At 59.3% G+C, this 19739-nt stretch carries 19 protein-coding genes; 5 read left to right on the top strand and 14 right to left on the bottom strand.

What is annotated here, in order from left to right; all coding sequences use genetic code 11:
- Nucleotides 1-34: 34 nt before the first annotated feature.
- Complete coding sequence (locus HMPREF2792_RS05865) at nucleotides 35-1870, bottom strand: ABC-F family ATP-binding cassette domain-containing protein (RefSeq protein ID WP_070531717.1); 1836 nt, start codon at nucleotides 1868-1870, stop codon at nucleotides 35-37.
- A 91-nt stretch (nucleotides 1871-1961) separates the two neighbouring features.
- Between HMPREF2792_RS05865 and HMPREF2792_RS05860 the strand changes: the two genes are divergently transcribed.
- Nucleotides 1962-3272, top strand: coding sequence for a hypothetical protein (locus tag HMPREF2792_RS05860; RefSeq protein ID WP_070531714.1), 1311 nt, complete (start codon nucleotides 1962-1964; stop codon nucleotides 3270-3272).
- A gap of 27 nt (nucleotides 3273-3299) precedes the next feature.
- Here the strand turns inward: HMPREF2792_RS05860 and HMPREF2792_RS05855 are convergent, their stop codons facing one another.
- From HMPREF2792_RS05855 to HMPREF2792_RS05840, 4 genes are all read right to left on the bottom strand, one after another.
- The gene (locus tag HMPREF2792_RS05855; protein ID WP_070531710.1) at nucleotides 3300-4238 is read right to left on the bottom strand and encodes a 4-(cytidine 5'-diphospho)-2-C-methyl-D-erythritol kinase; all 939 of its coding nucleotides are present in this window, start codon (nucleotides 4236-4238) and stop codon (nucleotides 3300-3302) included.
- A complete protein-coding gene (rsmA, locus tag HMPREF2792_RS05850) occupies nucleotides 4235-5077 on the bottom strand; it encodes a 16S rRNA (adenine(1518)-N(6)/adenine(1519)-N(6))-dimethyltransferase RsmA (RefSeq protein ID WP_070531707.1) in 843 nt (280 codons plus the stop codon). Before rsmA ends, HMPREF2792_RS05855 begins: the two co-directional genes overlap by 4 nt.
- 33 nt (nucleotides 5078-5110) lie before the next feature.
- Nucleotides 5111-6259 carry a resuscitation-promoting factor gene (locus tag HMPREF2792_RS05845; RefSeq protein WP_070531704.1) on the bottom strand — a complete coding sequence of 383 codons (1149 nt, stop codon included), beginning with the start codon at nucleotides 6257-6259 and terminating at the stop codon, nucleotides 5111-5113.
- Between the two features lie 246 nt (nucleotides 6260-6505).
- A complete protein-coding gene (locus tag HMPREF2792_RS05840; protein WP_070531700.1) occupies nucleotides 6506-7330 on the bottom strand; it encodes a TatD family hydrolase in 825 nt (274 codons plus the stop codon).
- A 24-nt stretch (nucleotides 7331-7354) separates the two neighbouring features.
- Between HMPREF2792_RS05840 and HMPREF2792_RS05835 the strand changes: the two genes are divergently transcribed.
- Both HMPREF2792_RS05835 and HMPREF2792_RS05830 read left to right on the top strand, forming a co-directional pair.
- Nucleotides 7355-7849: a GNAT family N-acetyltransferase gene (locus HMPREF2792_RS05835; RefSeq protein WP_083306394.1), complete on the top strand. Its 495-nt coding sequence runs from the start codon at nucleotides 7355-7357 to the stop codon at nucleotides 7847-7849.
- A gap of 8 nt (nucleotides 7850-7857) precedes the next feature.
- Nucleotides 7858-8361, top strand: a complete 504-nt coding sequence (locus HMPREF2792_RS05830) for a GNAT family N-acetyltransferase (RefSeq protein ID WP_070531697.1) — start codon at nucleotides 7858-7860, stop codon at nucleotides 8359-8361.
- A 183-nt stretch (nucleotides 8362-8544) separates the two neighbouring features.
- Here the strand turns inward: HMPREF2792_RS05830 and HMPREF2792_RS05825 are convergent, their stop codons facing one another.
- The 7 genes from HMPREF2792_RS05825 to rsmI form a co-directional block, all read right to left on the bottom strand.
- A complete protein-coding gene (locus tag HMPREF2792_RS05825; protein ID WP_070531694.1) occupies nucleotides 8545-8805 on the bottom strand; it encodes a HigA family addiction module antitoxin in 261 nt (86 codons plus the stop codon).
- 95 nt (nucleotides 8806-8900) lie between these two features.
- Nucleotides 8901-10094, bottom strand: a complete 1194-nt coding sequence (locus HMPREF2792_RS05820) for an MFS transporter (protein WP_070531690.1) — start codon at nucleotides 10092-10094, stop codon at nucleotides 8901-8903.
- Nucleotides 10095-10099: 5 nt separating this feature from the next.
- On the bottom strand, nucleotides 10100-11932 hold the full coding sequence (gene metG, locus HMPREF2792_RS05815; RefSeq protein ID WP_070531686.1) for a methionine--tRNA ligase: 1833 nt from the start codon (nucleotides 11930-11932) through the stop codon (nucleotides 10100-10102).
- Between the two features lie 24 nt (nucleotides 11933-11956).
- Complete coding sequence (locus tag HMPREF2792_RS05810) at nucleotides 11957-13090, bottom strand: MFS transporter (protein ID WP_158011583.1); 1134 nt, start codon at nucleotides 13088-13090, stop codon at nucleotides 11957-11959.
- A gap of 38 nt (nucleotides 13091-13128) precedes the next feature.
- Nucleotides 13129-14439: a hypothetical protein gene (locus tag HMPREF2792_RS05805; RefSeq protein WP_158011582.1), complete on the bottom strand. Its 1311-nt coding sequence runs from the start codon at nucleotides 14437-14439 to the stop codon at nucleotides 13129-13131.
- Nucleotides 14423-15487 carry a substrate-binding periplasmic protein gene (locus HMPREF2792_RS05800; protein WP_158011581.1) on the bottom strand — a complete coding sequence of 355 codons (1065 nt, stop codon included), beginning with the start codon at nucleotides 15485-15487 and terminating at the stop codon, nucleotides 14423-14425. The genes HMPREF2792_RS05805 and HMPREF2792_RS05800 overlap by 17 nt, the downstream gene beginning before the upstream one ends.
- Before the next feature lie 38 nt (nucleotides 15488-15525).
- Nucleotides 15526-16374, bottom strand: a complete 849-nt coding sequence (rsmI, locus tag HMPREF2792_RS05795) for a 16S rRNA (cytidine(1402)-2'-O)-methyltransferase (protein ID WP_070520767.1) — start codon at nucleotides 16372-16374, stop codon at nucleotides 15526-15528.
- 38 nt (nucleotides 16375-16412) lie between these two features.
- On the opposite strand from rsmI, the gene HMPREF2792_RS05790 reads away from it, so the two are divergent.
- Nucleotides 16413-18026 carry a dolichyl-phosphate-mannose--protein mannosyltransferase gene (locus HMPREF2792_RS05790; protein ID WP_198530302.1) on the top strand — a complete coding sequence of 538 codons (1614 nt, stop codon included), beginning with the start codon at nucleotides 16413-16415 and terminating at the stop codon, nucleotides 18024-18026.
- Here HMPREF2792_RS05790 and HMPREF2792_RS05785 read toward each other — a convergent pair.
- Both HMPREF2792_RS05785 and HMPREF2792_RS05780 read right to left on the bottom strand, forming a co-directional pair.
- Nucleotides 18023-18712, bottom strand: coding sequence for a zf-HC2 domain-containing protein (locus tag HMPREF2792_RS05785; protein ID WP_070531672.1), 690 nt, complete (start codon nucleotides 18710-18712; stop codon nucleotides 18023-18025). The genes HMPREF2792_RS05790 and HMPREF2792_RS05785 overlap by 4 nt on opposite strands.
- Nucleotides 18699-19112 carry a DoxX family protein gene (locus tag HMPREF2792_RS05780; protein ID WP_070520761.1) on the bottom strand — a complete coding sequence of 138 codons (414 nt, stop codon included), beginning with the start codon at nucleotides 19110-19112 and terminating at the stop codon, nucleotides 18699-18701. Before HMPREF2792_RS05780 ends, HMPREF2792_RS05785 begins: the two co-directional genes overlap by 14 nt.
- Here HMPREF2792_RS05780 and HMPREF2792_RS05775 point away from each other — a divergent pair.
- Entirely contained in the window at nucleotides 19075-19704 is a 630-nt protein-coding gene (locus tag HMPREF2792_RS05775; RefSeq protein WP_318278302.1) for a methylated-DNA--[protein]-cysteine S-methyltransferase, read from the top strand. The two genes, HMPREF2792_RS05780 and HMPREF2792_RS05775, sit on opposite strands and share 38 nt — an antisense overlap.
- Nucleotides 19705-19739 lie beyond the last annotated feature (35 nt).

The following is a 19739-nucleotide window of genomic DNA, read 5'->3' as shown; positions in this document are numbered from 1 at the left end:
CTCCGTGTCCAAAAAGTCGCTAGACATCACAACACTAGCCTTCCAGCTTCTCCCCCAGCTCCAGCCATTCCATCTCTAGCTCCTCGCGCTCGGCGGCCACCGCTTTGAGGTCGGCGTCGAGCTTGGCCAGCTCGCCGCTGTCTCCCTCTCCGGAAGACATCTTCTCCGCGGCCTGCGCCATCTTTTCATTCAGCTTCGCCGTCTTGTCGTCGAGCTTGCCCATCTTGCGCTCCAGCGCGTTCATCTTCTTGGTCAGCTCGCGCTCCTCCTGGGAACTCAGCCGTTTTACCGGGGCGGTTTCCGTACGCTGACCGTCGGCGTTCTTCGAGGCCTCGCCCAAGTCGAGCACACCGCCGGCGGTGGCGGCTTCCATCTCCTGGCGGCGGCGCAAGTACTCCTCGATTCCGCCCGGCAGGTTGGTGAGCTTGCCATCCCCAAACAGCGCATAGGTGTTGTCCGCGATGCGCTCAATGAGGTAGCGGTCGTGAGAAATGACCACCAAGGTTCCCGGCCACGAGTCCAGCAAGGATTCAAGCTCTTGGAGGGTATCGATGTCGAGGTCGTTCGTGGGCTCGTCGAGAAGCAGCACGTTTGGCTCCGCCATGAGCACTCGGGTCAGCTGCAAACGGCGGCGCTCACCGCCCGATAGGTCACCGACGGGTGTGCGCTGGCGCTTGGCGGAAAAGCCCAGGCGCTCGGCCAGCTGGGAGGCAGAAAGCTCTTTCTTGCCCAGGTGGACGTAGGTGGCGACGTCTTCGACGGCGTCGAGAAGCCGGCGCTGTGGATCCAGGTCATCGAGTTCTTGGCGCAGCCACCCTAGGCGTACCGTCTTGCCCTCGATGCGTTTGCCGGCGGCAAGCTCGACTTCGCCAGCAAGCGCGCGCAGCAGCGTGGTCTTGCCGGAACCATTAACGCCGACGAGGCCGATGCGCTCGCCCGGCGCCAGCCGCCAGGTGAGGTGATCTACCAGCGTGCGGCCGTCCGGGGTTGTAACCTTTGCGTCCTCGAGCTCAATGACGACTCGCCCCTGGCGCTGCTTGGAAAAGGCCATGAGCTCAACCTTGTCGCGCGGCGCGGGAACATCCGCGATGAGCGCCTCAGCCGCTTCGATGCGGTAGCGCGGCTTTGAGGTACGGGCAGGCGCCCCGCGGCGCAACCACGCCAGCTCTTTGCGCGCCAGATTCTGGCGGCGCTGCTCAATGGCATCGGCCTGGCGGGCGCGCTCAGCGCGGGCAAAGGTCCAGTCGTTATAGCCGCCCTCGTAGGCATCGACTACGCCATCGTGCACCTCCCAGGTCGTGGTGGCCACAGTGTCGAGGAACCAGCGGTCGTGTGTGACGACGACGACCGCCAGCTTGCGCGAAAGCAGGTGGCTGGCCAGCCATTGCACGCCCTCGACGTCGAGGTGGTTGGTCGGCTCGTCGAGAACCACGATGTCGAGGTCTTGAACGAGTGCGGCGGCCAGGTTGACGCGGCGGCGCTCACCACCGGAAAGTGAACCGACGGGAGTGTCCAGCCCCAGGTCAACGATGCCGAGGCCACCGAGAACATCGCGCACCTTCGCGTTAGAAGCCCACTCGAAGGTTTCTAGCCCGAGCGGCTCAATGATGACCTGGGCGATGGTGAGGGACTCCTCCAGCTCGAACCGCTGGGTCACCACCGCCATGCGCAAATCCGAGTTGTGGGATACGCGGCCCGCGTCCGGCGGCTCAATGCCGGTGAGGACCTCCAGCAGCGTGGTCTTGCCGCCGCCGTTAACGCCGACGATGCCGATGCGATCACCGGTTTGAACACCGAGCGAGACCCCGTTCAGCAGGGTCTTGAGCCCGAAGGACTTGGTTACGTTTTCGAGGTTAATGAGGTTCGCCATATCGAGAGTTCATCTTAGTGCTTCAACACAGTTACCCCCGCACCATTACCTTTATTGCTATTGATTTTCACTTCCAATACTCTGCAACACCATGAAAAGAGAACGCCTCATCCTGTGCGCCGCACTTTCCGCAAGCATCATCACGCTGACCTCCTGTTCCTCCCCCGAAAGCAACGAAGCTTCATCGCCCTCCAGCGCTGCAGCCTCCCACGCGCATGCCGAACACGGCGAAGGCCATGACGGAGAGCACAGCCATGACGGCTTCGAAGCCTCTGCTGGCGAAACCGAGGTGGCAGAGCTTCCACCTCGTGTCCTCATCTCCCATAAGGACGGTCTCACCACGCTTGATGGAGAGACCGGTGAGGTCATCGACAACGAAGAACTGAAAGCATTTCTCCGGCTTAGCGATGCCGGCGATAACCGCCACATCATGGTGACCAAAGGCGATAGCTTCCTCACCTACGACACCGGGCGCATCACCAAGCCACACGGAGACCACAAGCACTACTACGCGGCACAGCCGCAGCTTGACGACGCTTCCATTGACGCACCTCACGCCGGCCACGTGGTTCATCACGATGGTTTTACCGCGCTCTTCTCCGACGGAGATGGTGTAGCAAAGATCTACAAGACCGATGACTTCGGCAAGGAAGACGCCCAGCCGGTCAACACCGTCGAGACAGGAGCCGCGCACCACGGCGTCGCGGTTCCGCTGAAAGACGGCTCCGTGGTCACTACGAAGGGCACCGAAGATGAGCGCCACACCATCCAGCATGTGGACAAGTCTGGCAAGGTCCTTGCGGAAACCACCGAGTGTCCTGGTGTTCACGGCGAAGCTGCCGCTGGCAATGGCTCCCTCTTCTTCGGATGCGAGGACGGGCCCATCGTCTTCGACGGAACTGAATTCCACAAGATCGACGCTTCCGCCTATGCAGGCAAAGACGGCTACCAGCGCTCCGGCAACTCTGCAGGCTCAGAGGAGTCCAACGTCATTCTGGCGGATAACAAGACCGACAAGGATGCCGACTTCGAGCGCCCCACCTCAGTGACTCTCATCAATACGGAGGACTACTCTGCCACGAAGGTCGAGCTCGGCGAGTCCTATTGGTTCCGTTCCTTGGCCCGCGGGCCCTTGGGCGAGGCACTGGTGCTCACGACCGACGGCAAGCTCAACATCATCGATCCGGATTCCGGCGAGATAACGAAAAAGATTGACGCCATCTCCCCGTGGAAGGAAAACGAGGAGTGGCAGCAGCCAGGGCCAATCCTGAAGGCAGCCAACGGCTATGCCTACGTCACCGACGCAAACAAGCAGGAACTGGTCGTTCTTGACCTCCTCGGCGACCAAGAACCACAGCGCTACAAGCTCGATGTCAAGCCCGTAGAGATGGCCGTCCTCTAAGGGCCTCCACCATTCACCCTGCTGGTGTTAGACCAGCGTTGCGCCGGTAGCCGGCCCATAGGTCACCAATCCGCGGGTTCCGCGGTTATCGGCGCACACCTGGGCCACCACCTCCTGCGCGGTCTCCTCGTCTTCGCAGAGGAAGGCGCAGGTGGGCCCGGAACCGGAGACAATTCCCTTGAGGGCGCCGGCGGCCTCACCAGTATCCAGAATCTTGCGCAAGTCCGGGCGCAGCGAGAGCGCTGCTGGCTGGAGGTCATTGTGCATCACTGCGGCGAGCTCGCGGGGGTTGCCACCTACGAGGGCTTGCCCCACGGCTTCAGTATCGAGGTGCGGGGTACTTCCACGTCCGGCACCCCGCAGCTCATCCAGCTTGCGGAATACCGACGGCGTCGACAAGCCCTCAGCATTGGTGATGATCGCCCAGATATAGCGCCCACGCGCCAGCATCGGGGTCAGAAACTCACCGCGGCCGCGTCCCAAAGCCGTGCCGCCCATGAGGGTAAAAGGCACATCGGAGCCGAGTTCCGCGGCGAGTTCGTAGAGCTTTTCCATGCTGAGAGGCTCCCGACCAAACTCAGCGCTCAGCGCGTGATTGGCCAAAAGCAAGGCCGCGGCGGCATCGGCAGACCCGCCGGCCATCCCGCCGGCAGCGGGGATGTTCTTTTCCATCGTGAGCGTGCCAGCTGCCGGTAGCATGAGGTTTTTCGCCACCAGCTCCACCGCGCGCCATGCCAGGTTCTCGGTCGATGCCGGCACGCCTGTCGCGTGGTTACCCGTGACCTCCACGGCACAGCCCTCGCCCCAGCGGTAGCTCACGCGGTCGTGTACATCGAGGGACTGGAACACGGTGGCAAGCTCGTGGAAACCATCCGCGCGGGCCTCGCCCACACCCAGGTGCAGGTTAACCTTGGCGTGGGCATGCGCCTGCCACAGCTGCATGGAATCAGTCACTGTATTACTCATGAGGCTTCCGCCAATCGGACGAAGTCCTCCACACCTAGCTTCTCGCCGCGCAGGCGCGGATCGATATTCGCCGCGCGCAGCGCCTCCTCGGCTGCCGCGGCGGAGCCATAAAAGCCCGCCAAGGCGGCGCGGAGGGTCTTACGGCGTTGGGCAAAGGAGGCGTCGATCAGCGCAAAAAGCCGCGGGCGCAGCGCCTCGTCGAAGGGACGGGTGCAGTCAATGCGCACCAGGCCCGACTCAATCTTCGGCGCCGGCCAAAACACGTTCTTGCCGATTGTCCCGGCTTGCCTAACCGGGCCATAAAAAGATGCCTTCACACTAGGAATGCCATAGACCTTGTTGCCCGGCGCGGCGGCGAGGCGCTCAGCAACCTCCAGCTGCACCATGACCAAAACGCGGCGAATCGATGGGTAGACCTCCAGCAGGTGGAGCAAAACCGGTACCGCGACGTTATAGGGCAGGTTGGCCACCAAGGCGGTGGGTTCCCCCAACTCGCCCGCCTCAACGGTGAGCGCATCCTTTTCCACGACTGAAAGACGGTCAGCAAAATCGGCTGCGCGCGCGGCCACGGTATCCGGGAGTTTGCCAGCCAGACGCGAGTCAATTTCCACGGCCGTTACGTGCGCAACTTCCCCCAACAGACCCAGGGTCAGCGAGCCCAGCCCGGGGCCCACCTCAACCACGCGGTCCTCTGGGGACAAGTCGGCAGCAGCAACGATGCGGCGGATGGTGTTCGGGTCATGCAGAAAGTTCTGGCCCAGCTTCTTCGTCGGCGTCACGTCAAGCTCAGCGGCGAGTTCGCGGATCTCCACTGGGCCCAGCAGATGGGGTTGAGTCATACCACTCAGACTAATACGCGTGGCTCGTAAGCTTTAGCGCAGGCCGAGCTTGGCGGTACACGCAGGCCATGCACCCCAGCCCTGCGCGGCTTGAACCTTCTCTGCCACAGCGATCTGCTGCTCGCGAGAAGCCTGCCATGCCTCCGGGGCATACTCGGTGCCACCAAAAGCAGCCCAAGTCGACGGGGTGAACTGCAGGCCACCGGAGAAACCATTGCCTGTGTTGATTGCCCAGTTTCCGGTTGCCTCACACTGTGCGATGGAATCCCACACGGAGCCATCCGCAACAGCCGGCGCGGTGGACTTCGGCTTGGTTCCGCGCGCAATCACGGCAGCAACGGCCTCCCTGCGCACGTCTTCCTTGATAATCTCGTTGGATTCTTCCTTGCCGTTGACCTTGACAATCTTGCGGGTCACGGCGCGCGAACCGGGAGTTCCCTCCTCGCGGACTTCCTCAGTACCTTCCTCGAGCTCTGGGTCATCGACATAATTAGCCGGCGCGTCAAAGTCCTCCGTCTTTTCCTCTTCGGAGATCTCGACGCGGTCCACAGTAATGGCGGTACCGGCCTTCACCGGCGTATCCAGAGCTGGGGATACGCGGTCATCCTTGCCCACCGTGATTCCACGAGCCTCGAGCACGTCCCCCACAGTCTTGGCCGCAACGCTGGCATAGGAAACGGAACCGCCGTCAGTAAGCTTAACGATCTTCGGGGACACCACTTCAAGGTTCATTCCCTCAGTCACCGTTTCATCCTCCTCCACGGTCTTGGAACCGGAAGTGATGGCAGCACCCGGGGCGATTCCATCGAGGCCGCCCAGCAGGTCAGACACCGTGAGATCGGTAGATGAGAGCTGCTTTTCGACGCCATCGATGGTAACCGCGACAGGCTTGGCAGTGCGAACGGTGATCGAATCACCGTCAGCAACCTGCTCCGACAGGGCCGGGTAGACAACGTCTTCTCCCTCAACGTTGACTCCGGCAGCCTCGAGGGCAGCGTTGACATCACCGGCGAAGGTGGCCAGCTGAGTGGTCTCGCCGTTCACGTCAAGCGTGATGTCCTTCTGCGTGCTGACGGCAACGACGCCGCCCACGGCTAGGGTGCCAAGCACACCACCGGTAGCCATGCGCAGCGGCAAAGAGCGGGAATTGTTGATTCGCTTGATCTGCTTCTTCGGGGACATAAACCTTTACTCGTCTTCACGATGCTTCGTATTCACAATGCAGCAACCCGCATTCTGAACACCTGTCACGGCGCGCCCCACGCGCGCCCGCCGGCGACATCAATGCCGGACTAACTTTGAATAACAATACGGTAACAGAACGTAACTTAGAAAATGCATTCACGCGCCGCGGCCACTAGCAGCACACTCGTCACAACAAACACGTGCGCCACCACTGAGCAGCACCTTTAGATAAAGTGAAAATCCTCACACGCCAAAGACCCGCGCGAAAGTCGTGGCCACCTCCGCCGCGAGGTCTTCCACTTCTTGACCACGCGCCTGCGCCACGCAACGGTACGTGTGCCCAATCAAGGAGGGCTCATTACGCGCACCCCGGAAAGGCTCCGGCGTCATGTACGGCGCATCCGTTTCAATCAGCAGTTGCCCTGCCGGGGCAATGGCAGCGGCCTGGCGCATTTCCTCATTGCGCTTGAAAGTAACGTTGCCGGCGAAAGACAGAACATAGCCGCGCTCAAGAGCTTCTTTGGCCACAGCGAGCGGCGAGGAAAAGCAGTGCAGCATCACCGTCGGCGGCTCTGGGCAGTCCCCCAACACACGCATGAGATCCTCATCCGCCTCACGGTTGTGGATCATCAGCGTCTTTCCTACCTTGGCCGCCAATTCCGCGTGCCAACGAAGAGCCCCTTCCTGCACTTCGAGGGGCGCAGTGCGCTCCGGCTCGTGGTGAATCCAGTAGGTATCCAGGCCGGTCTCCCCGATGGCCACGCAGCGCGGATCCGCTGCCATCTCGCTCAGGCGCACACGGGCAGCCTCATCAAGTTCAGCCGCCTTAGTGGGGTGAATGGCGCACGCGGCATACACGTTGTCGAATTCCTGCGCCGCCGCCAAAGCCTTCTCTGCCTCCGCTAGGCCGTCACCCACGGTGACGATGCGCTCAACACCAGCAGCACGAGCGCGCTCGACGAGGTCGGCATCAGCGTCGCGGCAGGAGGCGAGGTGCGTGTGGGCGTCGATAAGCTGGCTCAAACCTTCGGCGGGAACGGGCGTGGGGCGTGGCTTCTTCTTAGACATGGCTGCGAGTGTAGTCTTGCGCGCATGATTATCCGTGAAGCGACGGACGCCGACGTCCCCGCGATGACCGCCACGCTGAATTGGGCCATCCGAGAGACCCACTTCATCTTTCGCAGCGAACCCGCCACGGTGGAAGAGCGCACCGAGTATCTCCACCAGCTACGCCGCGACGGCTGCCCCTGCTTCGTGGCTTTCACTGACGACGGCACGTACTTGGGCTGGGCTCTCTACCGCCCCTACCGCGATCCCAAGGTGTGGCTGGGGTGCTACGAGACCACGATCTACGTTGATCCCGCAGCGCACGGCCACGGGGTGGGCACGGGCTTGCTCGGTGCAGTCGTTGAGCATGCCCGCGCAGCCGAACAGGTCCATACGCTGCTGGCGCTCATCGTGGCGGACAACGCCGCATCCATCAAGTTGCATGAAAAGTTCGGCTTTGCCACTGTAGGAACGTTAAAAGAAGTCAGCCGCAAAGCTGGGCGCTGGATAGACCTCACCCACTTGCAACTCATGGTTTAAGGAACATCATGCACGTCCGTCCCGCAGAGCTTGCCGACGCCTCCGCAATCGCCACCATCTACAACTCCGCCTCCGCCGCGAAACCGGCCGCCAACCTCGTCACATGGCAGGAGTCCGTAGAGGACCGCGAGAAGTGGCTGGCGCAGATGGAAAAGGACAACTATCCGGTCTATGTCGCCGTGGACGACGACGAAATTGTCGGTTGGGCCGCCTACTTCCAATTCGTCACCCCAGCCATCTACTACGGCACGGCGGAGGACTCCATTTACATCGCGGAATCAGCGCGCGGCAAGGGCGTGGGCAGCGAGCTCATGGACACGCTCATGGATCACGCAAAGGAAAATGACTACGTGGAGACGATAATCACCTACATCGTGGACACCAACGAGTCCTCCATCGCCCTGCACAAGAAATTCGGCTTCGTGGAAACCGGCCGCATGCCCAATATCCACACCAAGGACGGCGTGCGGCTAGGGCTGGTACACCTGCAGCGCGACTTCGACCGCTCCTAAAGCGGCTTGATTGCCGCCCACCCCAGTGACGGCACTGCCCTACGCCCCCGACCCAGTGACGGCGCTGCCATTGTTGCCAAAGTTCCGGCCAGATCTTGAGGCGAAGCGGGAAACTTTGGCAACAACGGCAGTTTCAACCCAAGAGACTCACACTGTGCTGCTCAGTCACTCCCCGCGCACAAATTAAGCCGACGCTGCCTGAAGCGGCACAATATCGTCCAACTCAGCAAGAATTTTGTCTTCCGCGACATCCAAATCGTAGTGAGTCTGCAGCCCCAGCCAGAACTGTGGGGACATTCCAAAATATTTAGCCAAACGAAGAGCCGTATCGGCGGTAATAGCCCGCTTTCCGTGGACGATTTCGTTAATACGTCGAGGCGGGACCCCTATCGAAACAGCGAGTTTGTGTTGGATAATCCCCATGTCCTTGAGAAAGTCCTCCATAAGGATTTCACCTGGGTGTACTGGGGGAGCTTGTTAGTGGTAGTCAACGATCTCAACCTCCTCTGCTCTACAGGCAGTATACCGTCGAGAAACAGCTAGGCAGCGAGCTCGTCGTCAATGTAGACCCGAGTGGTCGCACGCAGACCCGCGACCAGCATGCAGAAACAGAGCACCATGAGACCAATGAGCACAGCGGTCCAATCCCCGGTGGCCCCGCGCACCACTCCCACGGACAGCGGTACGAGGCCCGCCAAGACGTAGCCGCCCGGCTGAACGAAGCCGGAGAGCCGCGCCGTGGTGAGCGCGGTGCACGTGCGGGCAGTGAGCAGAGCAAGCGCCAATGGGAAGCACATACCGCCGATCCCCATCAACGAGGCCCAGATCAAGGGGGCGGCGTCGGCAGCCACGAGCACTCCACCCCACCCGGCACACGTGCACAAAGAAAGCACCACGGGAACGGGAGTTAGGCGGTTAAGACGCGAGATGAGCCACGGCATGACTACGCCGCCGAGAATATTAAAGACTCCGATGACAGCCAGCGCCACACTGGCGGTGTTCTCACTCACGCCTTTTTCTACCAGCATGCGCGGCAGCCACCCCATCTGTACATAGGCCATGGTGGACTGCAAACCGAAGAAAAAGAGCATGGCCACCGCTGTGGGCGAGGTGAACATGGAGCGTTGTGCGTCCGCGCCATCAACCGTGCCGTGGGCGACGTCCTTGCCGGCCTTAGGTAGGACCACTATCCACGCCACCAGCTGGGCGATGGCGGGCAGGCACCAAATCCACAACGCACCTTGCCACGATTTTTGTGTCACCGCGGACAATGGGCCGAGGGCGCTGGAAACGCCCAACATCGTGGTGTAGGTGGTCATCAGCGCCACCAACGTGCGGCCCGACCCATGCTGCTTGATCCATGCAGGAAGCAGCACATTTGCCAGCGCGATGCCGGCAACAACGCACAGGGTAAGCGCGACGAAAAGCGGAAAGCTACTGACCCATGGACGCAGGCCGAGCCCCGCAACCAAGGCCACCGTGCCGCCGGCTAGGGTTCGGCTTAGGCCCACGCGGCGCGCGATGGGAACCGCCGCCAACCCCATGGCGGCAAAACACAGCCCCGGCAGCGCGGTCAACAAGCCTGCCTGCCCAGAGCTGATTCCAAAGAAGTCTTGGATCTGCCCCAGCACCGGTGCCACCGAAGCAATACCGGAGCGCAGGTTCAGCGCGGTCAGGCAAACAACTGTGAAGAGTAGGACAGGCGCAAGTGTGCGCCGAAACGCCAAACCCACCTCTTTTACTTCTGAACCGGAGCCCACTCAGGGCCGGTCTCACCGAGCTCTGGGTCAAGCTTAGCCACCAGCGGCTTCGGCTTCTGCAGCGCGGTCCCCGGGGTTATGTCGAATCGCTTCCACGCGGCCTGCTGTGCGGAGTAGTCACCCGTGATGATCGGGTACGGGTGATTCTCCGGCGGAAGGTTTACGCCAACAAGCTCAACCGGCATGTCATCCGCCACTTCCTCGATGCGCGGCTGCGCGGCCCACACTCCCTCGCGGCCCAGGGTCTCGTGCACCTTTTGGGCGGTAAACGGCAGGAACGGGGTCAGCATCACGTTGCAATCGGAGACCACCTGCAGCGCGGTCCACAACACCGTGGCCAGCCGCTCACGTTGGGTCTCATCCTTGGCCAGCTTCCACGGCTCCATAGCAGCGATGTAGGCATTGGCCTCACCCACGACGTGCATGATGGCGGTCATGGCTTGCTTAAACTTGGACTGCTCGAGGAAGCCCGCGGCGGTGGCAAAGGTTTCCTCTGCAAGCGACAAGATGTCCTTATCTGCCTGCTCCAGCGCGGCCGGTGCCGGCACCTCACCGAAGTTCTTGTGAGCCATCGACACGGTGCGGTTAACCAGGTTGCCCCAGCCGTTGGCGAGCTCGTTGTTAATGCGGCGCACGAACTCATCCCAGGTGAAGTCGGTGTCGTTGTTTTCCGGACCGGCAACGGCAATGAAGTAGCGCAGCGCGTCAGGACCGAACTCCTCAAGGAAGTCCTTGACGTAGATAACGACGCCCTTGGAAGAGGAGAACTTGGACCCGGACATGGTCAGGTACTCCGAAGACACGATTTCCGTCGGCAGGTTGAGCTCACCATAGGTGTGCAGCTCACCGCCCTTGGAGCCCTTACCCGCATAGCCCAAGAGCTCAGCCGGCCAGATCTGGGAGTGGAAGGTGATGTTGTCCTTGCCCTGGAAGTAGTAGTGGCGCGCCTGCGGGTTCTGCCAGTAATCCTTCCACGCGTCCGGGTTGCCGGTGCGGTGTGCCCACTCGATGGAAGAAGACAGGTAACCAATGACCGCGTCGAACCACACATAGAGCTTCTTCGCGCCATTGTCCTCCCAGCCCTCGACTGGAATGGGAATTCCCCAGTCGATGTCTCGGGTCATGGTGCGCGGGCGCATGTCCTCCAGCAGGTTGAGGGAGAACTTGAGAACGTTGGGGCGCCAATCCTCACGAGTCTTCAACCACTCTTCGAGGACCTCCTTGACCGCAGGCAGGTCCAGCAGGAAGTGCTCGGTGTCAATAAACTCCGGGGTCTCGCCGTTGATCTTGGATACTGGGTTAATCAGGTCCACCGGATCGAGCTGGTTACCGCAGTTATCGCACTGGTCACCGCGCGCGCCATCGGCGCCACACAACGGGCAGGTGCCCTCAATATAGCGGTCCGGCAAAGTGCGGCCAGTGGACGGCGAGATCGCACCCTGGGTGGTCTCCTTAATCATGTAGCCGTTCTCGTAGAGTCCCTTGAACAGCTCCTGCACCACCGCGTAGTGGTTGCGCGTCGTGGTGCGGGTAAAGAGGTCATAAGACAGGCCGAGCCCAGCCAGGTCGGTGACGATCTGGCGGTTGTAGCGATCCGCCAACTCACGCACCGTCACGCCTTCCTTGTCCGCCTGAACCAGCAGCGGGGTGCCGTGTTCATCGGTACCAGAAACCATGAGGACGTCGTTGCCACGCATTCGCTGGAAACGGGCGAACACGTCGGAAGGAACACCGAAGCCCGCCACGTGTCCGATGTGGCGGGGTCCGTTGGCATAGGGCCAAGCAACATTAACGACAACTGGATTCTTCATGGACACCACTCTACTTTGAGAGGTTTAGCACTTACGAACTGGCTCTGAGGTCTTCTTTACAAGCAGAAGCCATAGCCCGACCGTCAATACAAGACATACCGCACCCCAAACTCCACACGCAGTAGCAGCGCTTATTCCCTCCGAAATGAAACCCAACAGCGGCCGAGTGAAGATCATTACCACTCCGCCTACTAATGAAACGAAGGACAGCATGGTAGCGCGGTTGCTCGTAGATGACAGCTCTGAAACCCAAATGTCGCAGTAAGCAGTGCCGACCGAATAAAAAATACCTAGCGAAACAAGCAATACAAAAGGAGCCCAAACATCAACATCGAGTTTGAACCCAAACCACACGCCTAAGCACATAAACGCAATTCCCGCTACAGACGTAACTAGCACAATTCGTCTCGAAAAGGGGAGCTTTCCCACAAGCCATGCGCCTGCCAACTGCGCCACGCCAAAACCGGCAAAGAGGAAGGAGATCTCCTTAGGAGTCAATGATGCTTCCAACCCAAGCGGTTGAAAGACCATTTGGATACTCCATCCGCTGATCAGCACTATGCTACCGGCCACAATTGCCCAGAGAATCTCTCCTGAAGGCAAATTTTCTGTTGAAATACGTTTCGGCCCAATTTGACGCACATGCTGATCGATATCAGGCAAGCCCCACGCGACAGGAATTACAGCTGCAGCTACTACAGCTGTAATAACAAATGGAAACGCTGGAGACAGTTCGAACAGCGCTCCTGCCGATACCAACGAAACAATCATCGCGATCGCTGCGCACACTCTGCGTATACGAATGAACTCGGCTGCGGTGGTAGGACCACCACCTTCTATTTGGCTGCCTATCTCCCAGCCATAGGCCGTAAGCAAGCCCGAAACAAGAGCCCACACAAGGCCCCACACGCTCCATGCAATAAACAAGCTAGGTAAGTCATTCACATAGGCGATAAGAAGGAATGTAATAAACGTACCAAAAAGAGCTAGATAAAGGGACTTCTTCCGGCCAATGCGATCTGAAAACCATCCGACAGGAACCTCAAGGGCCGTCGCAATCAAGCGGAAAACCCCATCGGCTATAGAGGCCTCCTCGGTGGTAATTCCACGTTCTAAGAGGAAAAGCAACCAAACTGGAAACCAGAACTGGACTTCCAAAGCCAGTACAATTACTCCGTATCGCGTTCTCGTCCCCATCAAGACTCGCTTTTCTTACGAGCAACTACGAATGCGATAACCATGAGAACCGAAACTATGGTTGATATAAGAAGAATGACGTCGACGGGTTGAGTAGCAATCCACGTAGTCAGGTCACCCGCACCTAGATCATAGATAGTTTGATCAGGATCGGCAGAAGTACTCCGGCCCAAACTGACCACTGCCAACATTGTCCCCAAGATTGAAGTTACACCAATCACCATAAGGATTAAGTCCGTGAAAAAGCTCGCAGACCGAGCTCGTTCTCCATCAATATCGTCAAGTCTCGTCTGGCAAATACGCAGCTTGGTTTGTACAGGATTCTCCAATACTTCGTAATAATCCCAAACCTCAAGAATGCGCGTCGTCTCCAATCTCGACATTGGATTAACGTATTTACCCACTTCCGTTTTCTTGAGAAACAAGGCTTCAGCAAAATCCATCTCCTGCCGCAGTTGCGCTCGAAGCTTGCTAGTTGAAATATCGGAAGATTGGGACATGGCCCAAGACAGGATATTCATGAGATTCGAATCGCTTCTACCCGTAGCAGCATAGAAGAACTGTGCACGCACAAGCGCCTTCCACATCTCCTGCATCTCAACCCTGTTGTCAGCAGTTTCCCTCAGATAAATGTAATTCATCCAGTCCGCAGTGTGGCTAGTCTTCCGCTGTTTCAGCGATTCAACAATCCCGCTCTTACCTTTAGTGTTTCCCAGCCATTCCAAGGCAAAGTCACTTTGAAGTTCTGCATATTCGGACTCTGATGGGTCAAAAATCAGTGCTCGCGACGCCCAGGCATCTTCCATGGGCGTATCGCCCTGGAACAACACGAATTCCTCGTAGCCATCATGTTGTTTAATCACGTCGCGCAATTCGTCATAAATGCGGGCGATGAGCTCTTGGTTAATTCGCGTAGCGACCTTCTGCACAAGTTGTTCAATTGACGAGGCCGTTTTCCCTTCAATCCCCACAGCCAGTTCGATTTCAGAAAGCAGGATACCGAAATCACAGAGGCTCCACTCAACAGAACTGATTTCTACTGTCGGTTCCTGACTTCGATAAAACGACTTTTCGACTTGAACCTTGTCCTTCACCACGGCGATATCATTCTGAATATCAATGCTCTGCGCTGATTCATATTGTAGCGATCCTGCTTGCGGAACCTTGCGCGCATAAATAGTCCCAGATTCACGGGCGACTGACTCCCAAAAGCGTCGGGCAGAATCTCCATCACGATATTCAACTCCGGGTTGGGTTAAGCAATCAACGCGCAGCGGCGAAACTAATCGGAAACTAGCCTTGTACGTCATTGACTTCCACACTTTCAAGATTCACAAAACCAGTTCGCCCAGCCAAAGGTCCGGTGAGCATCTTGATTTTTACTTCCTGCTCCTCTTTGAGGTCATCCGGCCAAACAAGCACTTGAGCTGATACTCCAGCTGGCAAACTGCCAAGCAATTTGCCTGATTCGTCACGTATGTCAATCAATCCATCACCGATAAGCCTCACTCTTTCTGGTACACCTTTCAGCATGGAGATTTGCTCTCTATATCGATCGGTCTTTTTATACTCAGCCAGGGATTTATTGAACCTATCGATTACAGCTCTCGATTGCTTGTTTTTCCGAATCAAGAAATGAACACTGTCTTCAGAAGAAAGAGCTGCCGCATTACCTTCAAGAATGTCGAACATCCCTGAATCACCTTCGAAGGCCGCACTCCTAAGAATAGCGTTGCCTACGAGATCGGATTCCGCGAGAAGATCCACTTCTTTATTCTGAAGAGCTTTAAAACCCTCAGCCGGCGAGGAGTAGTTGCTAAATTCTGCACCTGAGTTATCAAGCTCTGCCCAATAGTCATAGCCGTCAATTTTTCCAATACGTACACCGTTAAAATCACCACGTTGCATCGCCTGGGTAACGTTGTAATCCTTCCGCTTGAATAGGACATACCGATAGTCAACAAGGGGATCAGAGTATTCGTAATTTTCCAGGCGCGAAGCAGATTTCACCATTGGGAAAACGCCGAATACAGTTCCTTCTTGTACTTTCTGGAGGCCACTATCCCATGTGTCAAAGGAAACCTGACCGTTGTAACCACTACTCGCCAAAACTGACAGAACAATGTCGCCAACAACGCCACCGTTTTCATCACTAGTCGTGACATACGGATCCCAATCTGATGTTTTGATCTGCACAGACTGAGCCGCGCGCGGAGGTTGAAGCCGCAGCATTAATAATGACGCCAACACCGATAGAATGCAGACGACTCCAAAAACCAAGCGAATCCAGCGAGTTTTCTTCTTATCTTTCAATGGTGGCACGGCAAAACGATAGCAAAGATCGCGTTTTTCCCTCAAGCAAATACTTTATCGTATGAATTAAATTTTTACCCCTGCTAACCACGAGCAGCAAGGTAAGCGTCATAGAGCTCACGGTTGGACCATGCCGTTCCCGCCGCCGCCTTCTTGCACGCATCCTTGGCACGCACACCCCGCTCTACTTCTGCCCGGACCTGCTCAACGAGGGTCTCCATCGACACGGGTGCAGCCTCACCGCCCTCGATTACTACGGTGATTTCGCCCCGCGCATTCTCTTCAGCCCACTCCGCGAGCTCGCCTAGGCAGCCTCGCTTAATCTCCTCGTAGGTCTTCGTCAGCTCCCGGCACACAGCGGCGCGACGGTCGGCGCCGAGGATCGTAGAGGCGTCGCCAAGCGTCTGCGCCAAACGGTGCGGGGACTCGAAGAACGCAATCGCGCGCTGCTCCCCCACCAAGGACTCCAGCCACGCCTTGCGCGGCCCGGGCTTGCGCGGCGGGAAGGCATCGAAGAGAAAATGCCCCACTCCCAAACCAGACAGCGCAAGAGCCGTCGGCACCGCCGAGGGTCCTGGGAAGCAGGTCACGGGCACGTCTGCTTCCACTGCTGCGGTGACGATGGAGTGCCCAGGATCAGACACTAGGGGCATACCGGCGTCGGACACCACGAGCACTGTCCCGGTCCGGGCGGCGGCGACGAGAGCGCGCGAACGCTCCTCTTCGTTGTGGTCGAAATTGGACACCACCCTGCCGCGGATCTCCACCCCTAATGCCTGGGCCAGATTGCGAACGCGACGGGTATCTTCCGCGGCAATGACATCTGCGTGACCCAAAGCTTGCATCAAGCGGGCTGAAGCGTCACCGGGATTTCCCAGCGGCGTGGCGGCAAGGATGACCCCACGCGGCAAGGGTTCAAGCTGAAGACTCATACTCCCCAGCATGGCACACGCACGCTAGACTCATCCGAGTGAGTATCGCAACCCCTACCGATCGATCTGGCCGCATCAAGCGCCCGCGTCCTTCTCTTGCACGCGGCGCCCATACCCGGCCAGCGCCTCCTGCTCCCCGGCCCTATGTCTGGACAACGGCTGACACGATCAGCACCGTGATCATCGCGGCGCTGGCTTTCCTCACGCGCTTCATTGGCCTGACCTCCCCGGTCTCCGAAGGCACGCCCGTCTTCGATGAGAAGCACTACGTGCCGCAGGCCTGGGACATGGTTACCAGCTGGCATAACCTTTTCATCGGCGGTATCGAGTCCAATCCGGGCTATGGCCTTGTCGTCCACCCGCCGCTGGCCAAGCAGATTGTTGCGATTTCGGAGGCTCTCTTCGGCTACACCCCATTGGGATGGCGCTGCATGGCCGCGCTTTTTGGCGTGGGCACGGTCCTGCTGACAATGGCGCTGGCTCGCCGATTGTCCGGTTCATGGCAGGTTGGATTCCTGGCTGGTCTGCTCGCAGTGTGCGATGGTGTGCTTCTCGTTGCCTCCAAGTTTGGCATGCTGGACATCTTCCAAGTCTTCTTCGTCGTTGCCGCCGCGTGGGCCTTGGCGCGCGACCACCAGCAGATGCGCGAGCGCCTCCACGCCGCTTTCCTTTCGGGCACCATGGGTGATTCCGACTTCGGTCCTCGTTTTGGTTTCCGGTGGTGGCGCTTTGCGGCCGGTGTCTTCCTGGGGCTAACACTTTCTGTGAAGTGGTCGGGCCTGTATTACATCATGTTCTTCGGCCTCATGAGCGTCTTCTCGGACCTCGCGCTGCGCCGTCTTTATGGCGTGCGCCGCTACATCGTGGGCACGCTGGTACGCGATACGCCCGCGGCCCTCGCCTCCATCGTCGCGGTTCCTGTAGCGCTCTACGCGTGGTCATGGCGCGCTTGGTTCGCCGATGAAACCGCCGTCTACCGCCACGCCAAGGTGGACGGCACTATCGAAGAAGGGTCCTGGCTGCTCAACCTCCCCGAGCCCCTCGCCGGCTGGTTCTACTACCACTCCTCCGTGCTGGAATTCCACGCCTCCTTGACCACTTCAGGCGGCCACAGCCACCCCTGGGATTCCAAGCCGTGGGCCTGGCTGGTGGCCGCGCGCCCCATCCTCTACTACTCCTCCACTGACATTTCCTGTGGCGACGGCGGATCCTGCCGCAAGATGCTGTACCTGTTTGGCACCCCGGCCATTTGGTGGCTGGTCATTCCAGCGGTGCTGTGGGGGCTGTGGTCCTTGCTCGTGCGCCGCAACCGCGCCTTCCTCATTCCGCTCGTGGGCGCCGCGGCGGGTTTCCTACCCTGGCTAGCGGTCTTCGACCGCCAGATGTACTTCTTTTATGCCACGGCGTTTATCCCGTTCATCATCGTGCTCATCGCGTTGGCCTTGGGCCAAATGATCGGGCGCGGCCGCAAACTGGAATGGCACTGGCTCACAAGGCTCTTCGGTTCCGCGATGCCGCTGGGCACCTTCATCACGGTGTGCTACGCCGCACTCGTTGTAGCGATGTTTGCCTACTTCTCCCCGATTCTCTACGGCTACATGATCCCGGATTCTTGGTACAACTCCATCATGTGGCTGCCGTCGTGGACCTAACGCGGGCTAGCAGATAGCGTCCGATAAACGTCCCGCAGCAGGAACCCCCGGTCCGCCGCCCAAGCCCAGCCCAGGCAGGCGGTGGCGAGCCCGGTGCCGATGAGGATATAAAGCTGCCCCGCGGCGACGCTGCCCAGGGCAAAATCGCGCATGGTAAAGCCGCACAGGAACGCGAACATTGTGCACGCCACCGGCAGCAATCCGGGCGCTGAGGCAGGGCGCCATGCAGCAAAACCCAAACCGCTGGCAAGGCCGAAGCGCAGTGCTGCGGCCTCGATCAACAGGCGCGCGCGCTCCGGGTCAGCGCCTTCTGCAAGGGTCCCTTCGCTCTCCAGGGTGGTCAAGCCCGAAGCACTGACGACGACCACAATCGCCCACACAAGAAATGCCACGGACAGCACACCGAGGGTTACTCGCGCCAACGACAGCGAAGCCTGGCGAGTGCTCGAAGCTCGCTGCCATTCTGGCTCCACGCCAGCGAGGATAACCTCGGATAGATCCTGCGGCGGTGCTCCATCCGGTTCCACAAGGCTCAACGAGCGCGATAGAGCCGCTGCCTTGTCCCGGAAGGCTGCACAGTCTGGGCAGCTGGAAACGTGTGCCTCGATGACGTCAGGCGACAGCTGCGGGGCTTCCCCGTCTAGCTGCGCGGAAATCGCTGCCTGCACTTGCTCATGCGTCAGCACGGCTCAGCACTCCATCCACGCTCGCCCGGCCGGAACCGAAGACCACGATCATGAGCAATGACACGATGAGAACCAGCGGGTACTCGATACCACCATCGGCCGCGAAGAGACCGTTACCGATGTGCACGAAATACAATGCGCACGCCATGAGCAGCGCTAAAGCCCCCGCAACAAAGGTCGTAAGAAGGCCTACCACCAGGGCCGCCCCGCCCAGCATTTCCGCGAAGGCAGCCAAGTATGCCGAGGTCTGTGGCTGTGGGACCCCCATGGCGGAGAACTGCCCGGTAATTTCGTCCATCCCGCTAAAGAACATCTTGTCCACGCCGTGCGCCACGAAGATTACTCCCAGCACCGCGCGGAAGATGAGGAGCGCGGCATCGCGTACGGCGGGTCTATTCATGGTTCATAGACTACCCTGGATAGCCACCTCCCTCCGAAAGGACTCCCCACCCAGCATGCTTACGTGGACCACTACGAACACGCCTCTAGGTTGCCTCACCCTCGTGGGATCTGCGCGAGGTTTATCTCATGTGTATTTCGACGGCGAATCTCCGGATCTTAGAAGCATGCAACGCCTCACGGATGTCACCGAACCTGGCTCTGCGGGCGCGGTGCTTGTCGACGCCTCTCAACAAATTGCCGAGTATTTTGCCGGCACGCGGAGGGATTTTGAGCTGCTTCTCGCCGTGCCTGAGTCCCCGCGCACCTTCCGGGATCGGGCGCAGCGTGCTCTGCGCGATATCCCATTCGGGGAACGTTGGACCTATTCGACTCTTGCCACCGCCGCCGGTAGCGCGCAGGCCGCACGTGCCGCGGGGAGCGCCTGTGCCACCAACCCGCTTCCTATTGTGGTGCCGTGTCACCGCGTCGTACCGGCTGGCGGCGGTGTGGGTTCCTATCGCGGAGGCGCAGCCGCGAAGCAGATGCTTCTGGACCACGAGGCCGCGTGCTGCGGCACTAATCCGCAGAGAGCCCTTGGCAACCACGGGTAGCCCTGGGGAACCGATGAATAGCTTCTGCAGTCTAA

The organism is Corynebacterium sp. HMSC068H04 (assembly GCF_001811255.1).
Lineage (GTDB): Bacteria > Actinomycetota > Actinomycetes > Mycobacteriales > Mycobacteriaceae > Corynebacterium > Corynebacterium hesseae.
This window is presented reverse-complemented; position numbering and strand designations above follow the sequence as displayed.